The following is a 17,546-nucleotide window of genomic DNA, read 5'->3' on the forward strand; positions in this document are numbered from 1 at the left end:
CCAGGTCAGGAACGCCCACTCGGAAGCACAGGTTCCAACTCGTCCCAGCGCTTGATTTCGCATCCGTCCGTCCGGCGGAACGTGGCGTTCACCTTGTGTCCGTTCCATGTGCCGGTGACGCGCGCGGTCGCGGGTCCTCCGTACTGCTTGGTGCAGATCTGGTCCGGGGGGACGGGAGCGAAGGGGTCGCGGCCCTCCTTTGCGAGCTGGTCCAGTCGTGCGCAGGCGCCCTCGGCCTCCGGGTGGTCACCGCCGACGGGGCCGCATTCGAGCCTGTACTCGCGGTCCAGCTGGCGGTTGCCGGTGTCGGTCATGGCCATGGTCAGCCGGTCGGGCGGGGCCAGCAGCTGTCCCAAGGGCAGAGGGGGCAGCGGCCCGGCGGCCGCGGTGGCCAGGGCCGAGGTGGCGGCGAAGGCGGCGAGACGCAGCATGGGGCACTCCAGGTCGTGCGTACGGCATACGCCTGACCAACGACGCGGGCGCGCTGATGTTGCGTGCGGCGGGGCCGTTAAGGCTTTGCCCTCGGCCCGTTCCGCCTAGTACCGTGGGAGCGGATTGGTGAGGGGCCCTGCGCCTGTGTCATCATCTGCACGCACCTTCGTAGCCGAGGGTGTGCTGGAGGCGTCGCCTAGTCCGGTCTATGGCGCCGCACTGCTAATGCGGTTTGGGTCTTACCACCCATCGAGGGTTCAAATCCCTCCGCCTCCGCAGTTCGTCGAAGCCCCGGTCCATCAGGACCGGGGCTTCGACGCGTTCCAGGGCTTGTGCGCCGAGGCGTTGCCGCCGGCCCGAGCGCACGTGGCCGTCGGGGTGTTCCGGCCCGGCCCGCCTCTTGCGCGAAGTCGCGCCGACGATCTTCATCCTGAGCGTTTCCGCAGGTCAGGAGTGGTTTGGGTAATGGATTTCGCGTCCCGGCGAGGTCCATGTATTGTTGTTCTCGCAAGGCCAACGGGGCGAAAAACCCCGGGAAGCCCAAGCACTCGTAGCTTAACGGATAGAGCATCTGACTACGGATCAGAAGGTTGCAGGTTCGAATCCTGCCGAGTGCACAGCAGGGCAGAGGCCCCGGACGAAAGTCCGGGGCCTCTGCCGTATGCCCGGGATGTGCCAGGTGTGCCGGTGGGGCTCTCCTCCTTGTTGGGGAGGCGTCCCCCGGAAGATGTCAGGGGCGGGATGGCTCCGGCGGGGGACGTCGGCTACCCGGTGGCCTCGGTACGGTTCTTGAAGATCGTCCGAAGCTGGAAAACGGGGGCACTCATGGGACTGTTCGGGAACGCGCACACCGTCGACCCCGTGTCGGCGCAGCGGGACTACGCGCGGCTGCTGGGGCAGGGGGAGCGGGTGCATGCCGCCTACCTGCTGATCCGCGACACGATCCTGTTCACCGACCGGCGGCTGGTGCTCGTCGACAAGCAGGGGATCACAGGCAAGAAGGTGGAGTACCACTCGATCCCCTACCGGAGCATCACCCACTTCTCGGTGGAGACCGCCGGTCACTTCGATCTCGACGCCGAGCTGAAGATCTGGATATCCGGCAGCTCGACGCCGATCGAGAAGACCTTCACCAAAGGCGTCGACATCTACGAGGTGCAGGCGATCCTGACGCAGTTCGTCGCCCGGTAGGGACGTCCTGCCGTCCTCAGAGGACTCGGGGGAGGCCGGTCACCGACATGACCAGCGAGTAGAGGGACGTGGTCGCGGTGATGAAGAGCCGGTTGTTCTTGGGTCCGCCGAAGGCGATGTTCGAGACGGGCTCGGGGACGCGCAGGCGGCCGATCAGGGTGCCGTCCGCGGCGTAGCACTGGACGCCGTTCTCCATGGCGGCCGCCCACAGCCGGCCCTCGTCGTCGAAGCGGATGTTGTCGACGCCGGGACAGGTCGCGAAGACCCGGTCGTCGGTGAGGGTGCTGTCGTCAGCGACCTTGAAGGCTCGGATGTGGCCGGCCCTGGTGTCCGCCGCGTACAGCTCGCTCTCGTCGGGGGAGAAGACGACGCCGTTGGGGCCGAGGAAGCCGTCGGCGGCCATGCGGACCTCCCCGGTCGAGGGGTCGGCCCGGTAGAGGTTGCAGGCGCCGATCTCGCCGGACGCGCGGTGGCCCTCGTAGTCGCTGGTGATGCCGAAGTCCGGGTCGGAGAACCAGATGGAGCCGTCCGAGCGGACCACCGCATCGTTCGGGCTGTTGAGCCGCTTGCCCTCGAAGCGGTCGGCGATCACGGTGATGCTGCCGTCGGGCTCGGTGCGGGTCACGCGGCGGTTGCCCTGTTCACAGGAGATCAGGCGGCCTGTGCGGTCGAGGGTGTTGCCGTTGGAGTGGCCGGCGGGTGAGCGGAAGACGGAGACGGCCCCGGTCGCCTCGTCCCAGCGCAGCATCCGGTCGTTGGGGATGTCGCTCCACACCAGTTGCCGCCAGGCCGGCAGGTACAGCGGGCCTTCGGCCCAGCGGCAGTCGCCGTAGAGCCGGTCCAGTCGGGCGTCACCGTTGGCGCAGCGGCCGGTTTTGAAGCGCTCGTCCAGAATCTCGTACAAGGTGAGGTCGGCTATGGCAGACATGATTCCCCCTGGAAGAAAGTTGCCGAATTTTGTTCGGTCCGATGGTGAGATTGCAGGATCAGGTACCGTCTTCGCAAGGGTTCTCAGGCCCATGAGAGGAAGATTGCGTGGACGACATCGACCGGGCGCTCGTCCTGCGCCTGCAGCAGGACGCCGGGCAGTCCTATGCGGCTCTCGGTACGGCTGTCGGGCTTTCGGCCGGGGCCACCCACGAGCGCGTACGCAAACTGCGCGAGCGCGGGGTGATCCGGCGGACCACCGTCGACGTCGACCCGGCGGCGGTCGGCAGCGGGGTCCTCGCCTACGTGATGGTCGACTCCAACGCGTGGATGGGCGAGTCGGCGGACGCCTTCGCCGCCATCCCGGAGATCCAGGAGGCGCACATCATCGCGGGCAGCGCGTCGGTGCTGGTGAAGGTGCGCACGGCCTCGACCGGGCAGCTGCAGGACGTCCTGCGCCGGCTCTACGCCATCGACGGTGTCAGCGGTACGCACGCGACCGTCGTCCTGGACACCTTCTTCGAGCGGCCGCTGCCGCTGTGACCTGGTGGTGCACCGGGATCCGGTGGAGGGACTCCGGCCCCGGGATCGGGTGGTACGACCGTGAGCGCGGCGAGCGGGTGAGCGCGCTCGCGTACGGGCAGCGGCTGGCCTTCGCCGCACACGGGCAACGGCACTGCCTCGGTGTGCGGAGGGCCGGGAAGCGGACGCCCTGCCCCACTTCCGCCATCGTGCCCGGCCGCGGCGGGAGCGCGCAGTGCCCCGAATGCGCCCGTCTCGACCGGTCGTTCTCCGTGGCGGCCGACACCAACGCGGCCGACCCGCGGACCTACCGGGTCTATCTGGCCTGGTTCGGGCCCGGCATGGTCAAGGTCGGTATCACCGCCGAGGAGCGCGGCTCCGCCCGGCTGCTGGAGCAGGGGGCCGTGTCGTGGACCTGGCTGGGGCGGGGGCCGCTGATGGCCGCCCGGCGCACCGAGGAGCTGCTGCGGGCGGCGCTCGGGGTGCCCGACCGGATCCCGTACGCCCGCAAGCGCGTCCTGCGGGCGCACCTGCCGGATGCGCCGGAGCGGGCGCGGGAGGTCGCCGAGCTGCACGGCCGCGCGGCGGCGCTGGCCGGGTGGCCGGAGTCCCTGCGGCAACTGGGATGCGAAGTCATTGACCATGCGGCAGCGTTCGGGATGCACGGCTGGACGGGACTCGCCGCACCCGACCGGGTCGTCGTGGAGATGGCGGCCGACGGGGCCGTGGTGGGGCGGCTGGTCGGCGCTGCCGGACCCGACCTGCACTTCGAGGACGGGCTCGTGGTCGACACCCGGCTGCTGGCCGGATGGGAGCTGGCCGTCCCCGGCGAGGGGGCCGTGACCTCGGTGCCGGTGGCGCCGATCCCGGCCGCTGCGGCCCCGCCCGCCGAGCAGGACGGGCTGTTCTGACGTTGCGGACGCCGCCGACGGCGAGGGACCATGCCCGTCCACGCGGTGCGTGCGCGGCCCGCGCGCCAGGTCAAGACTTGGATCCCTTTGGCCGTCCGGGGCTGATCCGGGTGGACATGCCGGGGGCCCTCCCCCGAGGGTGGTGGGCATGACCACTCAGCCGGTGGCGGCCTTCGAACCGCCCTATGTCATGGCCGTTTTCACCAGCATCCGGACCGCGGACGACACCGGGTTCGACGAGCGCAACGACCGGATGGAGGAGATCGTCCAGACGATCCCGGGCTATCTCGGCTACGAGTCCGCGCGCAATCCGGGCGGCCTGGGCATCACCGTCGCCTACTTCCGGGACCACGAGGCCCTCAGGGTGTGGCGCGAGGACGCGGAGCACCAGGCGGCGATGAACAAGGGCCGTGCCGACTGGTACGAGAGCTACACCCTGCATGTCGCCACCGTCGAGCGGAGCCACGGTTTTGTCCGCAACGACTGATGCGGTGCGCGCCTTCCGGGAGCGGCTCCGGCTGCCCGGACTGGTCGACGTCCACACGCACTTCATGCCCGAGCGGGTCATGGAGAAGGTGTGGGACTACTTCGACGCGGTCGGCCCGCTGACCGGAGTCGCGTGGCCCATCACCTACCGCCACGAGGAGGAGCAGCGCGTCGCGCTCCTGCGGGAGTTCGGGGTGCGGGCCTTCACCGCCATGCTCTACCCGCACAAACCCGGGATGGCGGCCTGGCTCAACGCCTGGTCCGCCGATTTCGCGGCCCGCACCCCCGACTGCCTGCACACGGCGACCTTCTACCCGGAGGAAGACGTGGCCGACTACGTCCGCCGGGCCGTCACCGCCGGCGCCCGGGTCTTCAAGGCACACCTCCAGGTCGGCGGCTACGACCCGAACGACGGCCTGCTCGACCCCGTGTGGGGGATGCTGGCCGAGGCCGGGATCCCCACCGTGATCCACTGTGGCTCCGGTCCGGCGCCCGGCGCGTACACGGGCCCCGCCCCGATCGCCCGGCTGCTGGCCCGCCATCCGCGGCTGCCGCTGATCATCGCCCACATGGGCATGCCCGAGTACACGGACTTCCTCGACCTCGCCGACCGCCACACGGCGGTGCGTCTCGACACGACCATGGCCTTCACCGACTTCTCGGAACGGCTGAACGGATTCCCGCCCGGGGATCTCGGACGGCTCGCGGACCTCGGCGACCGGATTCTCCTGGGCACCGACTTCCCGAACATCCCGTACCCGTACGAGCACCAGCTCGCCGCCCTCGAACGGCTGGGCCTCGGAGACGGCTGGCTGCGGGCGGTCTGCCACGACAACGCCGCCCGCCTGTTCGGCCTCGACGCCTGACCCGCCTTTCTCAGGCAATTCACAGGTTGGGGCAAGAACGCTCTCAGAGGCGCTGGGGAGCGTGTCCGTATGACTGCGACGACCACCTCCCCCGCGTCCACGTCCACCGGAAACCACACGGCCCTGGTACGGCCGGACGGCGAGCCCTGCCGGGTGCTCGTCGTCGACGACGAGGCCTCGCTCTCCGAGCTGCTGTCCATGGCCCTGCGCTACGAAGGCTGCGAGGTCCGCAGCGCCGGCGACGGGGCCGGGGCCTTGCGGGCCGCACGCGGCTTCCGCCCGGACGTGGTGGTCCTCGACGTCATGCTCCCCGATATGGACGGCCTCGCCGTCCTCGGGCAGCTGCGCCGGGAGATCCCCCAGGTCCCCGTGCTGTTCCTGACTGCCAAGGACTCCGTGGAGGACCGGATCGCCGGTCTCACCGCCGGCGGCGACGACTACGTCACCAAGCCCTTCAGCCTGGAGGAGGTCGTGGCCCGGCTGCGCGGCCTGGTGCGGCGTTCGGGGGCGGCACAGGCGGCGCGCGGCGGCTCGGTCCTGACCGTCGGGGACCTGCGCCTCGACGAGGACAGCCACGAGGTGGTCCGGGACGGCCGGGAGGTGCATCTCACCGCCACCGAGTTCGAGCTGCTGCGCTACCTGATGCGCAACCCGCGGCGCGTGCTGAGCAAGGCGCAGATCCTGGACCGGGTCTGGTCCTACGACTTCGGCGGCCAGGCCAACGTGGTCGAGCTCTACATCTCCTACCTGCGCCGCAAGCTGGAGAGCGGCCTCGGCCTGCCCTCGATGATCCACACCCGGCGCGGGGCCGGATATCTGATCAAGCCGGCCGAGTAGTGGCCCCGCGCGGGAGCCGGCGCTCGCGTGGCCGCCGTCCCTGGTCGCTGCGGACCCGGCTCGTCGTCTCGGCGGTGGCGCTGATCGCCGTGGTGGGTGCGGCCATCGGCACCGTCACCACCCTCGCGCTGCGCTCGTACCTGGTCACGCAGCTCGACGAACAGCTCGCCTCGTCGCTGCGGATGGCCGCCCGGGCGCCCGGCGGGAAAGCGGCCCGCGAGAGCGGCGGCTTCGCCATGCCGCCCGGCAGCCCGCTGGACGCCGCCGCGCTCCGCCTGGACCCGGGCGGGGCGGTCCTCGGAAGCGCCCGCTACACCCGCGGCGAGGGCTGGGCGCCCGACCAGGCACCGCCGGCCCTCACCGACGCCCAGAGCAGGGCCCTCACCCGGTCCGCCCTCGAAGGCGCACAGACGGCACCCGGGCAGGCGGTGAGTGCGGACCTGCCGGGCCTCGGGGCCTACCGGGTGCTCGCCTCCCCCGACCGCGGTCTCGTCTTCGCCTTCCCGCTCCGCGAGGTCGACTCCACGGTGAGCACCCTGGTCGGGGTCGAGGTCTGCGTCACCCTGGCAGGGCTGATCGCCGCCTCGCTCGCCGGGCAGGCCCTGGTCGGGGTCGCCCTGCGCCCGCTGCGCCGGGTCGCGGCCACCGCCACCCGGGTCTCCGAACTCCCTCTGCACAGAGGCGAGCCCGCCCTCCACGAACGGGTCCCGGACGCCGAGGCCGACCCCCGCACCGAGGTGGGGCAGGTCGGAGCCGCCATCAACCGGATGCTCGGCCATGTCTCCGCCGCCCTCACAGCGCGCCAGCAGAGCGAGACGCGGGTACGGCAGTTCGTCGCCGACGCCAGTCACGAGCTGCGCACGCCGCTCGCCTCCATCCGCGGCTATGCCGAACTCACCCGCCGGGGCCGCGAGGAGCCGGGCCCCGACACCCGGCACGCCTTGGGCCGGATCGAATCCGAGGCCACCCGGATGACCGGCCTGGTCGAGGACCTGCTCCTGCTGGCCCGACTCGACGCCGGCCGCCCGCCCTCCCCCGACCACACCGGTACCGGCCCCACCGGTACCGGCCCCACCGGTACCGGCCCCACCGACACCGGCCACACCACCCCCGACCGCACCGACACCGACCGCACCGGCCACACCGACACCGACCTCGCCCCGCTCGTCGTCGACGCCGTCAGCGACGCCCGCGCCGCCGGGCCCGACCACCACTGGCGGCTGAACCTGCCCGACGAGCCGGCGCCCGTACGCGCCGACGCGGCCCGCATCCAGCAGGTGCTGGTGAACCTGCTGGCCAACGCCCGTACGCACACACCGCCCGGCACCACCGTCACCGCCCATGTTTCACGTGAAACATCTGCCGTCCGGCTGCGCGTCGAGGACGACGGCCCCGGCATCGCACCCGAACTGCTCCCCCGAGTCTTCGAGCGCTTCGTCCGCGGTGACGCCTCCCGGTCCCGCTCCGCCGGTTCCACGGGTCTGGGGCTGGCCATCGTCCACGCGGTGGTCACGGCCCACGGCGGCACCGTCGGCGTACGGAGCAAGCCGGGGCGGACCTGCTTCGAGGTCGTCCTGCCGCTCGCCGGGGCCCCCGCAGCGGCGGAACCGCACTCACAGACAGGCCACAGGCTCAGCACACCGATGTGACAGGCGGCTCCAGCAGGGTCGGAGCATGTCAACCGACACCTCTCCCGGGGCTCTTCCGGTACGGGCGCCCCTCGCCCCCGTACCGGGCGAGCCCGTCCTCGACGTGGTGATTCCGGTCTTCAACGAGGAGAAGGACCTCGGGCCGTGCGTCCTCCGGCTGCACGAGCACCTGACACGGACCTTCCCCTACCCCTTCCGGATCACGGTCGCCGACAACGCGAGCACCGACCGCACCCCCGAGGTCGCGGCCCGGCTCGCCGCTGGACTGGACGGCGTACGCAGCACCCGGCTGGAGGAGAAGGGCCGGGGCAGGGCCCTGCACACTGTCTGGTCCGGTTCCGACGCTCCCGTCCTCGCCTACATGGACGTGGACCTCTCCACCGACCTGAACGCGCTGCTGCCGCTCGTAGCGCCCCTGATCTCCGGTCACTCCGACCTCGCCATCGGCACCCGTCTGGCGCGGTCCTCACGGGTCGTGCGGGGAGCCAAGCGGGAGTTCGTCTCCCGCGCCTACAACCTCCTGCTGCGGTCCTCCCTCGCCGCCCGGTTCAGCGATGCCCAGTGCGGCTTCAAGGCCATCCGGAGGGAGGTGGCCGAGCGGCTGCTGCCGCTGGTGGAGGACACCGGCTGGTTCTTCGACACCGAACTGCTCGTACTCGCCGAGCGGGCCGGGCTGCGGATCCACGAAGTGCCCGTGGACTGGGTCGACGACCCGCACTCCACCGTGCACCTCGTCAGGACCGCCACCGACGACCTCAAGGGCGTCTGGCGGGTGGGCCGGGCGCTGGCCGTCGGGGCGCTCCCGCTCGACCGGCTCGCCCGCCCGTTCGGCGACGACCCCCGCGACCGCACCGCGCTGCCGGGCGTGGACGGCGGACTGGCCCGCCAGCTCATCGGCTTCTGCACCGTCGGAGTCCTCTCCACCCTGCTCTACCTGGTGCTGTACTCCGCCTTCCGGGGCGGGACCGGCCCCCAGCTCGCCAACGGCGCCGCCCTGCTGCTCTCCGCCGTGGCCAACACGGCGGCCAACCGGCGCCTCACCTTCGGCGTCCGCGGCAGGGAGCGCGCCGTCCGCCACCAGGCCCAGGGGCTGGTGGTCTTCGGCGTCGGCCTGGCCCTCACCAGCGGCTCCCTCGCCGCCCTCGCGGCGGCCGCGCCCGAGCCCGCGCACGGCACCGAACTGGCGGTCCTGATCACCGCGAACCTCGCGGCCACCGTCGTGCGCTTCCTGCTCCTGCGGGCCTGGGTCTTCCCCGAGCGGCGCGGCACCGGTTCCCACCCGTCCACTCACCAGGAGGGCCGATGACCACGGCAGCACTCCCGATCCACCCGGCCGCCGTGGCCGGGGCCGCCACCGCCCGCCCGCGGTGGGAACGGCCCGCCCTCGCCGGGCTGCTGTTCGCCACCGCGGCCCTGCTCCTGTGGGACCTGGGCGCCTCCGGATACGCCAACTCCTTCTATTCCGCCGCCGTTCAGGCCGGCAGCGAGAGCTGGAAGGCCTTCTTCTTCGGCTCCTCCGACGCCGGTAACTCCATCACCGTCGACAAACCCCCCGCCGCCTTGTGGCCGATGATGCTCTCGGTCCGGCTCTTCGGGCTGGGCTCCTGGCAGATCCTCGTCCCGCAGGCACTGATGGGGGTGGCGGCCACCGGGGTGCTGTACGCCTCCGTGCGCCGCCAGTTCGGTCCGGGAGCCGCGTTGCTGAGCGGCGCCGCCTTCGCGCTGACGCCTGTCGCCGCCCTGATGTTCCGCTTCAACAACCCCGACGCGCTGCTGACCCTGCTGCTGACCGTCACCGTCTACTGCCTGCTGCGGGCCCTGGAAGGGGCGCACACCCGCTGGCTGCTCTGGGCCGGGGTCGCGGTCGGTTTCGCCTTCCTGACCAAGACGCTGCAGGCCTTCGTCATCCTGCCGCCGCTCGCAGTCCTGTACGCCGTCTGCGCGCCCACCGGGCTGCGCCGCCGGTTCGGGCAGCTGCTGCTGGCCGGGGGCGCCATGGTGGTGGCGGGTGGCTGGTGGGTCGCGGTGGTCGAGCTGTGGCCCGCCTCCTCCCGCCCCTACATCGGCGGCTCGCAGACCAACTCCTTTCTGGAGCTGACCCTCGGCTACAACGGGCTCGGCCGGATCAACGGCAACGAGACCGGCAGCGTCGGCGGCGGCGGTGCGGGCGGCCCGGGCGGGGCAGGCGGCGGCGGACGCTGGGGAGAGAGCGGGATCGACCGGCTGTTCTCCGGCAATGTCGGCGGACAGATCTCCTGGCTGCTACCGGCGGCTCTGGTCCTCCTCGTGGCCGGCCTGGTGATCACCTGGAGGGCCCGCCGGACCACCGACTCGGTGGACGGCATGGCGCGCGCGGCCTTCCTCGCCTGGGGCGGCTCGCTGCTGGTCACCGCGATCGTCTTCAGCTGGATGCAGGGCATCTTCCACGAGTACTACACCGTGGCACTGGCGCCCTTCGTGGCCGCGCTGATCGGCATGGGCGCCGCCGTGCTGTGGGAGGAGCGGGGTGGCAGGGCGGCCGCCGTCACCCTCTCCGGCACGCTCGCGCTCACCGCGCTCTGGTCGTACGTACTGCTCGGCCGCACCCCCGGCTACCTGCCGTGGCTGCGCTGGGCGGTGCCGGCGGCGGGGCTGCTCGCCGCGGTCGCGCTCCCGTACGCGGGGCGTGCCGGGCGGCGGATGCTGCGGGCCACGGCGGGGCTCGGGGTGGCGGCGGCCCTGGCAGGGCCGTTCGCGTACTGCCTGACCACCGTGAGTACGGGGCACACCGGGTCCATCGTGACCGCCGGTCCGGCGGTGACGGCGGGCCGGGGCGGCCCCGGTGCGATGCCGGGCGGCCCCGGTGGGATGCCGGGCGGCCCCGGTGGCCCGGGCGGCCCCGGTGGTCCCGGCGGCTTCGGTGAACTGCGCCAGGGCGGCGTGGGGCGTGCAGGAGGTCCGGGCGGCGCGCAGCAGCCGGGCCGCGGCCCCGGCGGCGTCGGCGGTCTGCTCAACGGGGCCCGGGTCAGCGCCGAGGCGAAGGCGGCCCTCATCGCCGACGCCGATGCCTACACATGGGCGGCGGCGGCCATCGGCTCGCAGAACGCGGCCAGTTATCAGCTGGCCTCCGGTGTCCCCGTCATGCCCGTCGGCGGCTTCAACGGCAGTGACCCCTCGCCGACCCTGGAGCAGTTCAAGGAGTACGTCCGGGACGGGAGGATCCACTGGTTCATCGGCCAGGGCGGCAGCACAGGCACGGGCACAGGCACGGGCACGGGCACGGGCACGGGCACGGGCACAAGCACGGGCACCGGAACCGCCGCCGGAGTGGGCGGGGACGCCGGACGCCGGGGCGGGGGCGGCCCCGCAGGGCCGGGCGGCGGCACCAGCTCGGAGATCGAGAACTGGGTGGAAGCCACGTTCGAGGAGACCACGGTCGGTGGAGCCGTCTTCTACGACCTGACGGCCCCGCTGCCCTGATCCACCGCCTGAGCGCAGCGGAGGGCTGCCGGACGACTCCGGTGGCGCTCCGCTGCGCGCCTCACGCGGCCGGTGCCTGCTCCCGGTACCGGCCGCGGGGGTCAGGCCTTGACGGCGGCGTCCGTGACCTCGGCGGCCGACGACTCCTGCGAAGCCGCCGCAGGGCTGTGGAGCGCGGGCTTCGACTTCAGGGCGACCTCCTTGATGAAGACCACCAGCACCAGTCCGAGGAGCGCGAAGGGGGCGGCGTACAGGAAGACGTCGCCGACGCCGTGGCCGTACGCCGACTCGATGACCTCGCGGATGGGCGCGGGCAGCTTGTCGAGGTCGGGGATCCCGCCGCCGGCGGCACCGCTGCTGCCCATGGCCGCGGCCTTCGGGCCGAGGGCGGTGAGCCCGTCCTGGACGTAGTGCGTGACCCGGTGGGCCATGACCGCGCCCAACGCGGAGACGCCCATGGCGCCGCCGAGGGAGCGGAAGAAGGTGACGACCGAGCTGGCAGCGCCCAGGTCCTCGGGAGCCACTTGGTTCTGCGTGGCGAGGACCAGGTTCTGCATCATCATGCCGAGACCGAGGCCCATCACCGCCATGTAGACCGCGATGTGCCAGTACGGGGTGTCGTGGCGCAGGGTGCCGAGCAGGCCCATACCGGCCGTCAGCAGCACGCCCCCGGAGACGAGCCAGGCCTTCCACCTACCGGTCTTGGTGATCACCTGACCGGAAAGCGTGGAGGAGACGAACAGCCCGCCGATCATCGGAATCGTGAGGATTCCGGACATCGTGGGGGACTCGCCACGGGCCAACTGGAAGAACTGGCTGAAAAACACGGTCCCCGAGAACATCGCGATGCCCACGAAGAGCGAGGCGGCGGAGGCGAGGGTGATGGTCTTGTTGCGGAAGAGCCGCAGCGGGATGATCGGGTCGCTCGCCCGGGACTCGGCGAGGACGAAGAGCAGACCGAGGAGCACGGAGCCGCCGGTCATGGCCCAGGTCTGCCAGGAGATCCACGCGTAGGAGTCGCCGGCCTGGGTGACCCAGATCAGCAGCAGCGAGACGGCGGCGCTGATCAGGAAAGCACCGAGCCAGTCGACCTTGACGTCGCGCCGGACCACCGGCAGCCGCAGCGTCTTCTGCAGGACGACCAGCGCGATGACCGCGAACGGCACGCCGACGTAGAAGCACCAGCGCCAGCCCAGCCACTCGGTGTCGGTGATGACGCCGCCCAGCAGCGGACCGCCGACGGTGGCGACGGCGAAGACGGCGCCGAGGTAGCCGCTGTACCGGCCGCGCTCGCGGGGCGAGATCATCGCGGCCATGACGATCTGGGCCAGGGCCGAAAGGCCGCCCACGCCGATGCCCTGGACCACGCGGCAGGCGATGAGCGTGCCGGTGTTCTGGGACATGCCCGCGACCACGGAGCCGAGGACGTAGATCACCAGGGATATCTGGACCAGCAGCTTCTTGCTGAAGAGGTCGGACAGCTTCCCCCACAGGGGGGTGGCCGCCGTCATGGACAGCAGGGCGGCGGTGACCACCCAGGTGTACGAGGACTGGGTGCCGCCGAGGTCGCTGATGATCTGGGGAAGGGCGTTGGAGACGATCGTGGAGGACAGGATCGCCACGAACATGCCGAGCATGAGCCCGGACAGCGCCTTCATGATCTGGGGATGGGTCATGTCCACGGATGGGGACACGGGGGTGGTCGTCGTCTCCGACTGGGCCATTTCTTTCCTTCCGCTAGAAGCTCGATCGGAGTCGGGCCAGCAGGGTGTTGAGTACGTCGATGTCCTGGGCGGACCAGTCGTGTAGCGCTCTCTCCAGGGCGGCCGTGTACCGGGCGCCGATCTCGGCGAGCAGTGCCCGGCCCGCCGGCGTGAGCCGAAGGATGCGGCAGCGCCCGTCGCCGGGGTCCGGCTCGCGCTCGATCCAGCCGCGGTCGGCGATGTGGGTGACGTGCCGGCTGGTGACCGAGATGTCGACGGCCATCAGGTCGGCCAGCCGGCTCAGCCGCATCTCGCCGTGGCGGTCGAGGACGGTGAGCACGGCGGCGGCTCCGGGCGGGCAGTCGGCGGGCAGGTTGCGGGCGAGCTCGCGCTTGACCGCGCCGATGCCGGTCAGCCGGCCGGCCAGCTCCTCGTGCGGAGTCGGCCGCGCCGTCCGTTCCGTCCGCGTTGTCCGCGTTGCGTGTGCCGACACCTGGCCCCCTATCTTGTTGCTTGAGGCAACCATAAGAGCGGATGGTTGCTACAGGCAAATGAATCGGGGGGTGGGGGCGGTAAAGGAATCGGAAAACCGGCTAGGGTCCTGCTCCATGGCTGAGAACCACAACTCACAGGTCCCCGAGGGCAACTACGACCCGGCGGGCAGCACCCAGATGTTCCGGGCCTTCGTCGAGGAGGCCGCACCGGCACGACAGGCGGGACCGGGGGCGCGCCAGCAGCGCCGTGCCGAGCAGGGGGCGTCCGGGTCCTCGGGCCAGGCGGTGAAGGCGGGGCTGCTCGTCGCACTCGTGCTCGTGATCGGCGCGGCCGCCTGGTTCCTGCTGCGCTGACGCGGCCGGGGGTCCGCCGCGGTCAGTTCCAGGTCGCGGTGACCTTCCGTGTGTCCACGTGCATGCCCAGCGGCACCCGCCAGGCCTCCAGGCACACCGTGTAGGTCTGCGTCCTCGAAGTTCCGCCCGCGATGGGCGCGGGCAGCGGCTGGGTCGTGGTGATGGTGGCCCAGTCGATGCCGAGGGCGCCGATGACGTGCGTGGCGAAGCTGACCGTGCCCGAGCGGGCCGGGGTGGTGCCCGTGTTGGTGAAGGTCACGGTGACCCGCTCGCACCAGCGGTCGGGCGCCGCGGACCGGGCCGGCGCGGACAGCGTCAGCTGTGCCGGGGTGGCCGGGGGCGGCGGCGCCGGTGGGGTGCCGGGCCTGCCGGGAGAGCCGGTGGGGCTCGTCGGCCCTGTGGGGCCCGTCGGCCCCGTGGGGCTCGCTGGGCCGGTGGGGCTCGCGGGGGTCGACGGCCGTTCGGGGGTGCCGGGGGGCGTGGTGATGCGGCCCGGACCGCCTGAGACGCCCGGGGCGCTTCCGGAGCCGCCGGGTCCGCCGCTCGTGGCTCCGCCCGGAGTGGAACCGGCCTCGCCCGCGGATCCCGGGGAGCCGGCCGACGTACCGGACGACTCGGGGGATCCGCCCGTCGTGGACGGGTCGCCGAGCTGCTGGAACTCCACTCCACCCTGCGGTGCGACCTTCTCTCCCGCGCCCCGTTCCGGGCCCGGGGCGGCGGCGCCCACGGCGGAGAAGCCCTCGCGCGCCGCGCCGCCGCAGCCGGTGAGGCCGGCGGCGGTCGTGCAGCACAGTGCGAGCAGGGCGGTGGCCGCCCGCGATCCCTTTCGCATCGCGCCAGTTTTCCTGACGTTCCGTCAATTGGGAAGGTGTGGTGCGGACGTGTCCGGACCCGACGGTCCGGCACCGGATCGCCCCACCGGGCGATCCGGTCCCCTTGCGTCAGTCCCCGATCAGGCCCACGCGCAGCTGCGCGAGCGTGCGCGTCAGCAGGCGGGAGACGTGCATCTGGGAGATGCCGACCTCCTCGCCGATCTGCGACTGCGTCATGTTCGCGAAGAAGCGCAGCATGATGATCTGGCGTTCCCGGGGCGGGAGTTTGGCCAGCAGCGGCTTGAGCGACTCGCGGTACTCGACGCCTTCGAGCGCGGTGTCCTCGTAGCCGAGGCGGTCCGCGAGCGAGCCCTCGCCGCCCTCGTCCTCGGGGGAGGGCGAGTCGAGCGAGGAGGCCGTGTAGGCGTTCCCGACGGCGAGGCCGTCGACGACGTCCTCCTCCGAGACGCCGAGCACGGCGGCGAGTTCCGGGACGGTCGGCGAGCGGTCCAGCTTCTGGGCGAGCTCGTCACTGGCCTTGGTCAGCGCCAGGCGCAGCTCCTGGAGTCGGCGCGGGACGCGCACGGACCAGGAGGTGTCCCTAAAGAATCGTTTGATCTCGCCCACGACGGTCGGCATGGCGAACGTCGGGAACTCCACGCCGCGTTCGCAGTCGAACCGGTCGATCGCCTTGATCAGCCCGATCGTGCCGACCTGGACGATGTCCTCCATCGGCTCGTTGCGGCTGCGGAAGCGGGCGGCGGCGTACCGCACGAGGGGCAGGTTCAGCTCGATCAGGGTGTCGCGTACGTACGCCCGTTCAGGGCTGTCCGCGTCCAGGGTGGCGAGTCGCTGGAAGAGCGAGCGGGAGAGGGTGCGGGTGTCGATGGCTTCCGAGCGTTCGGAGACTGCCGGCGGCGTCACGGGCTTTACGAGCGTGAGCACCTTGGAGCTGCCCTGGTCTACGGACATGCCACCCCCTTGAGGTCGCGGACGGTCGCGTACGGCGCGCCCGTCAGAGGAACGCAGCTTCCACCTGAATACCGGAGGCGGGGCCGCGGCAAACGCGGTTCAAGCAGAATGTCACATGTCGGCAACACGCTGTAGCGCCATGTCGACATATGGCTCCGGTGACAGAAGGGGGCAGAACGTGATCAGCCCGTTCTGTCGGGAAACGTGCGAATGATCTCCACCCGTTCCGGTTACGCCTCGATCCTGTTTGCGGATCTCAGTCGGGCGAAGCTGCGCGCGAGCAGCCGGGAGACGTGCATCTGCGACACCCCCAGCTCGGCGCTGATCTGTGACTGCGTCAGGTTGTTGTAGTACCGCAGGAGCAGGATCCGTTGTTCGCGCTCGGGCAGTTGTACGAGGAGGTGGCGGACGAGGTCGCGGTGCTCGACCCCGGCCAGCTCCGGGTCCTCGTAGCCGAGGCGGTCCAGCAGCCCGGGCATGCCGTCACCCTCCTGGGCCGCCTCCAGCGAGGTCGCGTGGTAGCTGCGCCCGGCTTCGATGCAGGACAGCACCTCGTCCTCGCCGATGCGCAGCCGCTCGGCGATCTCGGCGGTGGTAGGGGTGCGGCCGTGCAGGGTGGTGAGGTCCTCCGTGGCGGCGTTGACCTGCACCCACAGCTCGTGGAGGCGGCGCGGGACGTGGACGGTGCGGACGTTGTCGCGGAAGTACCGCTTGATCTCGCCCACGACCGTCGGCATGGCGAAGGTCGGGAACTGCACGCCGCGGTCGGGGTCGAAGCGGTCGATGGCGTTGATCAGTCCGATGGTGCCGACCTGGACCACGTCCTCCATCGGCTCGTTGCGGCTGCGGAAGCGGGCGGCCGCGTACCGGACCAGCGGGAGGTTCGCCTCGATCAGGGCTCCGCGGATCCGCGCGTGCTCGCCGGTGCCCGGCTGGAGGCCCTTCAGCTGGCCGAACAGGACCTGGGTGAGGGCTCGGGTGTCCGCACCGCGGCCGGCCGGTCTCGGAGCCGCAGGGGCCTCCGGGGCTCCCGGGGACGAAGGGGCTCCCGGGGTCCCGGGGTCTGGCGGGATCCCTGGTGCTGCGGGGGCCCCTGGGGTTGGTTGGGCCGCGGGGATCACAGGGGCCGTAGAGGCCCCGGGGCGGCCCGCCGGCGGCTCCTCGGGCGGCTGCGCCTGGAGGGTTCCCGACCGGGGCTCCTGCTGGGGCGGTACTTGGGGGTCCTGTCGGGGTGGCACTTGAGGCGCAGTACTGGCCGGCACGGTCACGCCACCCCTTCAGTCAACTCATCCGTCAAAAGCGGTCATAGCATCACAAGAGATGTGCACTGTGTGCAAGCACCGTATATCTCCGTGTTGGCGGCAAGTTGGGCATATCCGGGCATTATGCCTGGCGGTGGGTACGCAAAAGCCCCCCACCCGTCGAGTGGGGGGCCGGAAGTCCGGGAACCGCTTCGGCGTACGGGTCAGCGCACCAGTTCGGTTATGAACTCGCCGATGCCGGAGGCGGCATCCGATATCCCCTGGAACCCTATTTCCACGATCTCGGCGGCTCGCTTCGGCTGGGTGATGATCACGAAGAGGGCGAATACGGTGAGGGCACCTGTGATGAGCTTCTTGGTGTCCACGTGCGGGCGGCCTCCCCAACCGGTCCTTGCAAGTCGGGTGAGTCTAACCGGTCAGGTTTGGGCACTCACCTGTCCTTTAAGGACCAATGACCCGGTACTCCGGGCCCTTTGCCGGGCGGCCGGCGGTCGCGGCGGGCGGAGGATTGCTGTGAACCCGCCGGTTCTGGCAGGAAACCGGTGGGTGAGGGACAGGGCCTCACAGGCGGGGCCCGGGCTGCGAGCTTCCCCCTGACCGCGGCCCGGACCGGCAGGTCCCGTCCTCGTCGGGGGAAGCGGCCTGTACCCCCGATGCCGCTTCCCCCGT

The 17,546-nt window shown here is 71.5% G+C and carries 18 protein-coding genes and 2 tRNA genes; 12 read left to right on the forward strand and 8 right to left on the reverse strand.

Features of this window, described 5'->3' with window-relative positions; genetic code table 11:
* Positions 1-5 precede the first annotated feature (5 nt).
* Complete coding sequence (locus BSL84_RS18410) at positions 6-431, reverse strand: SSI family serine proteinase inhibitor (RefSeq protein WP_075970757.1); 426 nt, start codon at positions 429-431, stop codon at positions 6-8.
* A gap of 186 nt (positions 432-617) precedes the next feature.
* On the opposite strand from BSL84_RS18410, the gene BSL84_RS18415 reads away from it, so the two are divergent.
* The 3 genes from BSL84_RS18415 (at position 618) to BSL84_RS18425 (ending at position 1,623) form a co-directional block, all read left to right on the forward strand.
* Positions 618-708: transfer RNA gene (locus BSL84_RS18415), tRNA-Ser, on the forward strand.
* Positions 709-976: 268 nt separating this feature from the next.
* A tRNA-Arg gene (locus tag BSL84_RS18420) sits at positions 977-1,049 on the forward strand.
* Positions 1,050-1,257: 208 nt separating this feature from the next.
* Positions 1,258-1,623: a PH domain-containing protein gene (locus BSL84_RS18425; protein WP_030030035.1), complete on the forward strand. Its 366-nt coding sequence runs from the start codon at positions 1,258-1,260 to the stop codon at positions 1,621-1,623.
* A 16-nt stretch (positions 1,624-1,639) separates the two neighbouring features.
* Here the strand turns inward: BSL84_RS18425 and BSL84_RS18430 are convergent, their stop codons facing one another.
* Positions 1,640-2,551: an SMP-30/gluconolactonase/LRE family protein gene (locus tag BSL84_RS18430; RefSeq protein ID WP_075970759.1), complete on the reverse strand. Its 912-nt coding sequence runs from the start codon at positions 2,549-2,551 to the stop codon at positions 1,640-1,642.
* A 107-nt stretch (positions 2,552-2,658) separates the two neighbouring features.
* Here BSL84_RS18430 and BSL84_RS18435 point away from each other — a divergent pair, with 107 nt between their 5' ends.
* The 8 genes from BSL84_RS18435 to BSL84_RS18470 all read left to right on the forward strand — a co-directional run bounded on the left by BSL84_RS18435 (position 2,659) and on the right by BSL84_RS18470 (position 11,280).
* A complete protein-coding gene (locus BSL84_RS18435) occupies positions 2,659-3,093 on the forward strand; it encodes an Lrp/AsnC family transcriptional regulator (protein WP_030030039.1) in 435 nt (144 codons plus the stop codon).
* Complete coding sequence (locus BSL84_RS18440) at positions 3,090-3,983, forward strand: DUF2797 domain-containing protein (protein ID WP_075970760.1); 894 nt, start codon at positions 3,090-3,092, stop codon at positions 3,981-3,983. Before BSL84_RS18435 ends, BSL84_RS18440 begins: the two co-directional genes overlap by 4 nt.
* 148 nt (positions 3,984-4,131) lie before the next feature.
* Positions 4,132-4,470, forward strand: coding sequence for an antibiotic biosynthesis monooxygenase family protein (locus BSL84_RS18445; RefSeq protein ID WP_030027656.1), 339 nt, complete (start codon positions 4,132-4,134; stop codon positions 4,468-4,470).
* On the forward strand, positions 4,454-5,335 hold the full coding sequence (locus BSL84_RS18450) for an amidohydrolase family protein (protein WP_420711096.1): 882 nt from the start codon (positions 4,454-4,456) through the stop codon (positions 5,333-5,335). The genes BSL84_RS18445 and BSL84_RS18450 overlap by 17 nt, the downstream gene beginning before the upstream one ends.
* 69 nt (positions 5,336-5,404) lie before the next feature.
* Positions 5,405-6,172, forward strand: a complete 768-nt coding sequence (locus tag BSL84_RS18455; RefSeq protein ID WP_030027652.1) for a response regulator transcription factor — start codon at positions 5,405-5,407, stop codon at positions 6,170-6,172.
* Positions 6,172-7,821, forward strand: a complete 1,650-nt coding sequence (locus BSL84_RS18460) for a sensor histidine kinase (protein WP_045320680.1) — start codon at positions 6,172-6,174, stop codon at positions 7,819-7,821. Before BSL84_RS18455 ends, BSL84_RS18460 begins: the two co-directional genes overlap by 1 nt.
* Before the next feature lie 25 nt (positions 7,822-7,846).
* A complete protein-coding gene (locus BSL84_RS18465) occupies positions 7,847-9,127 on the forward strand; it encodes a bifunctional glycosyltransferase family 2/GtrA family protein (protein ID WP_075970761.1) in 1,281 nt (426 codons plus the stop codon).
* Entirely contained in the window at positions 9,124-11,280 is a 2,157-nt protein-coding gene (locus BSL84_RS18470) for a glycosyltransferase family 39 protein (protein ID WP_075970762.1), read from the forward strand. Before BSL84_RS18465 ends, BSL84_RS18470 begins: the two co-directional genes overlap by 4 nt.
* Positions 11,281-11,381: 101 nt before the next feature.
* On the opposite strand, the gene BSL84_RS18475 is transcribed toward BSL84_RS18470, so the two are convergent.
* Complete coding sequence (locus tag BSL84_RS18475) at positions 11,382-12,956, reverse strand: MDR family MFS transporter (protein WP_234363479.1); 1,575 nt, start codon at positions 12,954-12,956, stop codon at positions 11,382-11,384.
* A 61-nt stretch (positions 12,957-13,017) separates the two neighbouring features.
* Positions 13,018-13,476 carry a MarR family winged helix-turn-helix transcriptional regulator gene (locus BSL84_RS18480; RefSeq protein WP_075970764.1) on the reverse strand — a complete coding sequence of 153 codons (459 nt, stop codon included), beginning with the start codon at positions 13,474-13,476 and terminating at the stop codon, positions 13,018-13,020.
* Positions 13,477-13,591: 115 nt separating this feature from the next.
* Between BSL84_RS18480 and BSL84_RS18485 the strand changes: the two genes are divergently transcribed.
* The gene (locus tag BSL84_RS18485) at positions 13,592-13,831 is read left to right on the forward strand and encodes a hypothetical protein (RefSeq protein WP_030027646.1); all 240 of its coding nucleotides are present in this window, start codon (positions 13,592-13,594) and stop codon (positions 13,829-13,831) included.
* A gap of 22 nt (positions 13,832-13,853) precedes the next feature.
* Here BSL84_RS18485 and BSL84_RS18490 read toward each other — a convergent pair whose 3' ends face one another.
* From BSL84_RS18490 to BSL84_RS36565, 4 genes are all read right to left on the reverse strand, one after another.
* Entirely contained in the window at positions 13,854-14,663 is an 810-nt protein-coding gene (locus BSL84_RS18490) for a hypothetical protein (protein WP_075970766.1), read from the reverse strand.
* A gap of 109 nt (positions 14,664-14,772) precedes the next feature.
* The gene (locus tag BSL84_RS18495) at positions 14,773-15,615 is read right to left on the reverse strand and encodes an RNA polymerase sigma factor SigF (protein WP_030027569.1); all 843 of its coding nucleotides are present in this window, start codon (positions 15,613-15,615) and stop codon (positions 14,773-14,775) included.
* 230 nt (positions 15,616-15,845) lie between these two features.
* The gene (locus tag BSL84_RS18500) at positions 15,846-16,688 is read right to left on the reverse strand and encodes an RNA polymerase sigma factor SigF (protein ID WP_045320702.1); all 843 of its coding nucleotides are present in this window, start codon (positions 16,686-16,688) and stop codon (positions 15,846-15,848) included.
* A gap of 392 nt (positions 16,689-17,080) precedes the next feature.
* Positions 17,081-17,242, reverse strand: a complete 162-nt coding sequence (locus BSL84_RS36565; protein ID WP_167344740.1) for a hypothetical protein — start codon at positions 17,240-17,242, stop codon at positions 17,081-17,083.
* Positions 17,243-17,546 lie beyond the last annotated feature (304 nt).

The sequence above is a fragment of the Streptomyces sp. TN58 genome (assembly GCF_001941845.1).
Taxonomy (GTDB): domain Bacteria; phylum Actinomycetota; class Actinomycetes; order Streptomycetales; family Streptomycetaceae; genus Streptomyces.